This is a genomic window from Lentiprolixibacter sp., assembly GCF_982873095.1.
In genome coordinates, this window is the sequence record NZ_CEYNTP010000175.1 from 1 (window position 1) to 6103 (window position 6103).

General features: G+C 47.1%; 5 protein-coding genes. All 5 read left to right on the forward strand.

Features of this window, described 5'->3' with window-relative positions:
- A partial coding sequence (locus AC4E7D_RS10485) for an ABC-F family ATP-binding cassette domain-containing protein (RefSeq protein WP_490173747.1) occupies positions 1-1244 on the forward strand: 1244 nt, incomplete at its 5' end.
- 165 nt (positions 1245-1409) lie between these two features.
- Complete coding sequence (locus AC4E7D_RS10490; RefSeq protein ID WP_490173748.1) at positions 1410-2297, forward strand: leucine-rich repeat domain-containing protein; 888 nt, start codon at positions 1410-1412, stop codon at positions 2295-2297.
- Positions 2298-2451: 154 nt separating this feature from the next.
- Entirely contained in the window at positions 2452-2919 is a 468-nt protein-coding gene (locus tag AC4E7D_RS10495; protein WP_490173749.1) for a MarR family winged helix-turn-helix transcriptional regulator, read from the forward strand.
- A 4-nt stretch (positions 2920-2923) separates the two neighbouring features.
- Positions 2924-4057 carry an efflux RND transporter periplasmic adaptor subunit gene (locus AC4E7D_RS10500; protein ID WP_490173750.1) on the forward strand — a complete coding sequence of 378 codons (1134 nt, stop codon included), beginning with the start codon at positions 2924-2926 and terminating at the stop codon, positions 4055-4057.
- On the forward strand, positions 4054-6103 hold a 2050-nt coding region (locus AC4E7D_RS10505), incomplete at its 3' end, for an efflux RND transporter permease subunit (protein WP_490173751.1). The genes AC4E7D_RS10500 and AC4E7D_RS10505, both read left to right, overlap by 4 nt.

Consider the following 6103-nt stretch of genomic DNA (forward strand, 5'->3'; position numbering starts at 1 on the left):
CGAACAGGACCCTGGAGATCTCCTTGGGGAGAATATACGATTACAACAAACCCTATTCGGGCTATTTGGAACTACGGGAAGAACTCCGGCAACAACAGCGTAATGCTAAAAAGAACCAGGACAGGGAGATCCAGCAGGCAGAGCGCTTAATTGAACGTTTCCGGGCCAAATCCACTAAGGCATCTATGGCCCAGTCCCTTATCAAGAAACTGGAGAAAATGGACCGCATAGAAGTGGATGAGGAGGAACAGGGCGCCATGAATATCCGGTTCCCCCTCTCCGTAGTACCGGGGAAAGTGGTGGTGGAAATGGAGGGGGTTTCCAAAAGTTATGGTGAAAAACGGGTGCTAACAAACATTGATTTGCTCCTGGAACGGGGCAGCAAAACCGCATTTGTAGGGCAGAACGGACAGGGAAAGACCACGCTTGCAAGAGTTATCGTGGGGGAGCTCGAATTTCAGGGGCACCTCAAGCTGGGACATAATGTGCAGCTGGGATATTTTGCCCAGGACCAGGCCGATTACCTCGATGGGGAAAAGACGGTTTTGGACACCATGATCGACGCAGCCAATGAGCAAACCCGTCCCAGGGTAAGGGATATCCTCGGTTCCTTCCTCTTCAGTGGGGATGAGGTAGAAAAGTACGTAAAGGTACTGTCAGGTGGGGAGCGCAACCGCCTTGCCCTCGCGAAATTGTTATTACAGCCCTTTAATGTCCTGATCATGGACGAACCTACCAACCACCTTGATATGAAGTCCAAACAGGTGCTTAAAGAGGCCTTACAACAGTTTGAAGGCACGCTTGTGCTGGTATCGCATGACCGGGACTTCCTTCAGGGCTTAACCAATAAGGTATATGAATTCAAAGGGGGCGGAATAAAGGAATACCTTGGGGATATACAGTTTTACCTGGAACAACGGCAAGCCTTGAATTTCAGGGAAATTGAGAAAGGCGAAACAAAAAAAACAGCCCCTGCAAAGCAACAGCAGAAATCCAACAATTACCAGGATCAGAAGAAAATCAAATCCCTTAAAAACCAAATAGGCAGTGTGGAAAAGAAGATCGCTGCTATGGAAAAAGAACTGGCCGATATAGATCATCAACTCTTGATGAACTACGATGCCACCATTGCGGAAGACGGCTTTTTTGATCGCTACCAGGAAAGAAAAAAGGCCCTGGAAACCCAGTTATCACGGTGGGAAGAGCTAACCTTAACCCTTGAAAACCTTACAAATTCTCAATAAGGAAGAAGGGGCAAAAAAATTTCACAACAAAAAAAAGGGGTTTCGCAACAAAAACGTACCGTTCGTCGATAAAATTGGCATTTTATCCTGAATTCGCGTTAAATTTGTAAGGTAATTCTTAATCAAATATCAGATTATTACAGGAATTACGCAAATAATGATCAAATGAAAAAATCCCTGCTTGTAATAGCGATGTTTTTGATGGTGGCGAATGTGGTCTGGTCTCAGGTAGCTGAGCAGGAGCGAATGGCGCTGCTTGACCTGTACGAGAGTACTTCAGGAGAGGAATGGCTAAGGACATGGAATCCTGAACTGCCAGTTTCGGAGTGGTATGGGGTTACTGTGGAGAATGGTCATGTGGTTGAAATCAACCTGTTTAGGAATAACCTTGACGGGACCCTGCCAACTTCTATAGGGCATCTTTCCCATCTCAAGCAATTGAACCTGGCCTTTAACAAACTAACCGGCGTATTGCCAAAGGAAATGTCCGAATTGCAGCAGCTCGAGGTTCTTAAAATAGAAATGAACCGTTTTAAAGGACAGCTTCCTGATGAAATCGGAAATTTATCCTCCCTATTGGAACTAACTGCTTTCAATAATTTCTTTACAGGAAGTATCCCGGAAAGTTTGGGTAAGCTGGAAAACCTGAGGATACTAAACTTGTCGAGTAACAGCCTGAGGGGTGAGATCCCAAACTCACTGGGTAACCTTACCCGCCTGGAAACACTGGGGCTTTTTGAAAACGGACTGGAAGGCAGTATCCCATCGGAAATTGGCAATATGGTCCTGTTAAAGGAACTGGTCCTCGCCAACAACCAGCTTGGAGGTGAGATCCCACGGGAATTCAGCCAGCTGGCCAGCCTGGAGGTATTCCAGATACAACATAACAAATTTGACTCCTATAAGAACCTGGAAATGATGAATACCGAGCAGTTCCTGGTATTCGATTATGACAAGGACGATGTGAAATTAAATTTCAAGGACATCAACTTCAACAGAACCCGCATGGCAGATACCAAGTTTGAGGATGAAAATGAAAACGATAATGAGTAGTTGACTTTTTAGTTTAGTTAAATTGGCAAAAAGAAGAATGTCCCGGCATTCTTCTTTTTGTTTTATGTATCCTTTCCATGATTAAACAACATTTAAGATTAATTTAACTATGGTTGCATATGCAACTAATATGTGAAACGTTATTTTTGCAGCCATGGAAAAGACCAGTGTATTTATTGATTTTGAAAAGTCCCTCGGGCCCTGGGTCGGGCGGACCTCAAAATTGGTGGATCAATATATACAGGAAGGCTTGGACGAGCACGGTTTGGATATTACCAAAGAACAAATGGTCGTCTTAAAAGTGCTTACCGATCAGGACGGGCTGAACCAGAACGAACTGGCATCGCTGACCTACAGGGATAAATCTTCCCTTGCCCGCCTGCTGGCGAAGATGGAGAAAAAAAAATACCTGTATCGCAAGCAAAATGAAGAGGACAAGCGAATCAATGAAGTCTTCCTGACACCTATGGGGCGGGAAATCTTTGAGGACTGCAAGGTGGTTATAAAAGATATCCTGCAAACTATGGAACAAGACTTAAGCGCATCTGAGATCCGCGATACGATCCGGGTGTTAAAACAAGTACATAAAAATTTTAAGGCGAAAAGGCCGGTTAATAATTAAAAGAATGAGAAAGATCATCTTATCCGTACTGGGAGTTGTGATAATTGTGGTGGCTGTGTATCTGGCCAAACAGATTGTGAACAGCAAAACCCAATACCGCCCCCAGGTACAAAAAGTAGTGAAGACGGTATTTACCGAAGAGGTTTTTAATGGTACCGTACCCATCATAGTCCCTGCCAATGGGAACCTGACCGCTAAGACCAGGGTAGAATTGTTTGCCGAGGTACAGGGGGTATTCCGTGGCCGACAGAAATTATTCCGTCCGGGACAACGCTACAGCAGGGGAGAAACCATCATCCGTATTGATGCAGCAGAGTACTACGCCAGTGTTCAGTCTGCCAAGAGTAATCTGCTGAACCTGATCACCTCGGTGATGCCGGATTTGCGTTTGGATTACCCGGAGATCTATCCCAAATGGCAGGCCTACCTGCAGCGATTCGACCTGGACAAGGTAACTCCGGCCCTGCCGGAAATGACCTCCGAAAAAGAAAAATTCTTTATTTCGGGCAGGGGGATCCTTACCAGTTACTACAACGTCAAGAATCTGGAGCAACGCCTTGCCAAATACACCATTGCCGCACCCTTTTCCGGGGTGTTGACTGAAGCCCTGGTCACTGAAGGTACCCTGGTCCGCGTGGGCCAGAAACTGGGAGAGTTTATCAGCACGGATGTATATGAACTTGAAGTCGCCGTAAGTAAAACGTATAGCGACCTTTTGAAAGTAGGCGAAGTAGTGGAGCTTGTAAACCTTGAGCGTACCAAAACCTACCAGGGAACAGTTACCCGGATCAACGGTCGGATTGATCAGGCCACCCAGACCATTAAAGCCTACATAGAGGTGAACCATCCCGATCTCAAAGAAGGGATGTACCTGGAGGCCAATCTCAACGCTAAAGACGAAACAGATGCCATAGAAATCGACCGGCAGTTGTTACTGGACAACAACCAGATCTTCGTGGTTCGGGATACCATACTGGACCTGATCGATGTGAACCCGGTGTACTTCTCTGACAAAAAAGTGGTCCTGAAGGAAGTGCCGGATGGTACCACCATAATTACTAAACCCGTGGTAGGTGCCTATGCCGGAATGCTGGTAAAGGTGTATAAAGGGGATACCGCCGAAAAAATGAATCAATGAGAAAATTAATCGCATACTTCATCAAGTACCATGTGGCGGTAAACGTCATTATCATTGCGTTCTTCATATTCGGGATCGTAGGGGCCACCTCCCTTAAATCTTCCTTTTTTCCGCTGACGGATTCAAAAAATATTTCCATTAGCATTGTTTATCCCGGTGCTTCTCCCCAGGAAGTAGAGGAGGGGATCGTACTTAAAATCGAGGACAACCTCAAAGGTCTGGAGGGGGTAGATCGCGTAACGTCCACCTCCAGGGAGAACAGTGGTTCGATCAACGTGGAAATAGAGAAAGGCCGGGATATTGACTTTATGTTGCTGCAGGTTAAAAATGCGGTGGACCGGGTACCTTCTTTTCCCACGGGAATGGAACCTTTAGTAGTTTCCAAACTGGAAGCCGTGCGCCAGACCATTAGCTTTGCGATCAGCGGCGAAAACATTCCCCTGCCGACCCTGAAACAGATCGGGCGGCAGATAGAAAACGACATCAGATCCATAGATGGAATTTCCCAGATCAGTATATCCGGATATCCGGAAGAAGAGATAGAAATTGCAGTAAATGAGAATAACCTGCTGGCTTATGGACTTTCTTTCCAGGAAGTTTCTCAGGCAGTAGCCAATGCCAATATCCTCGTGACCGGGGGGAACATTAAAACCAGTGCGGAAGAATACCTTATCCGGGCCAACAATCGCGCCTATTACGGCGATGAGCTTTCCAACCTCATCATCCGAGCGGATGCCTCCGGGCAGACGATCAGATTAAAGGATGTTGCCATTGTTCGGGACCGTTTTTCGGAAACCCCCAATGCCTCTTACTTCAATGGGGACCTTTCTGTCAGCACTACAATAACGAGTACCAATACCGAGGACCTGATCTCTGCTGCAGAGAAGGTAAAAGAATATATAGCCGAGTTCAACCAGAAATATACCAACGTACGCCTCAATGTGGTCAGCGATTTGTCGACTACCCTGGTGCAACGTACACAACTCCTCACAGAAAATGCGATAGTGGGGATGATCCTGGTACTGGTTTTCCTTTCCCTGTTCCTGAATACCCGTTTGGCCTTTTGGGTGGCCTTTGGGCTTCCGGTGGCTTTCCTGGGGATGTTCATTTTTGCCGGTTTCTTCGATGTAACCATTAATGTACTTTCCCTTTTTGGGATGATCATCGTAATCGGGATTCTGGTGGATGACGGAATTGTGATCGCTGAAAATATTTACCAGCACTACGAAAAAGGCAAATCCCCCATTCAGGCGGCTATAGACGGTACCATGGAGGTGATTCCTCCCATCGTATCCGCTATCATAACTACAATATTGGCCTTTTCCATTTTCCTTTTCCTGGACGGCAGGATTGGGGAATTCTTCGGGGAAGTCTCAGTGATTGTGATCCTCACCCTGGTGGTTTCCCTGGTGGAGGCACTGATCATCCTGCCCGCCCACCTTGCCCATTCCAAGGCCCTGCAGCGCGGGCAGAAAAAATCCAAAACCTTAGTTGGGCGTGCATTCTCGAAACTCAGGAATATCAACAAGATCGGGGACCGTATCATGGCCTGGAACCGGGATAAGATCTATACCCCGGCCCTGTATTTCGCAATGCGTTACAAAATGCTGACCTTCTCGTTCTTTGTATTCGCACTGATCCTGACCTTTGGTTCGATTGGGGGCGGTATTATCCGGACCTCCTTCTTCCCCAGGATTGCCAGTGACCGGGTTCAGGTAGAACTACAGATGCCTAATGGGACCAACGAAAAAATTACCGATTCGATCATCAGCATGATCGAAGAAAAGGCAGAGATCGTCAACCAGGAGCTTACAGAAAAATACTTACAGGGGACCGGAAAAGTGCTGTTTGAAAACGTAATCAAACGCCTTGGGCCGGGATCCGCTACGGCTACGCTCACCCTGAACCTCCTGCCCGGGGAAGAGCGTCCGGACGCAATACGTTCTGATGTGGTGACCGGCAGGCTGCGGGAATTGGTAGGCCCGGTAATAGGGGTAGAAAGCCTGATATACGGCTCCGGGGGGAATTTCGGGGGCGACCCGGTAT

Coding starts and splice junctions, on each gene's coding strand:
- AC4E7D_RS10490 (WP_490173748.1), top strand. CDS start 1,410: ATGAAAAAATCCCTGCTTGTAATAGCGATGTTTTTGATGGTGGCGAAT.
- AC4E7D_RS10495 (WP_490173749.1), top strand. CDS start 2,452: ATGGAAAAGACCAGTGTATTTATTGATTTTGAAAAGTCCCTCGGGCCC.
- AC4E7D_RS10500 (WP_490173750.1), top strand. CDS start 2,924: ATGAGAAAGATCATCTTATCCGTACTGGGAGTTGTGATAATTGTGGTG.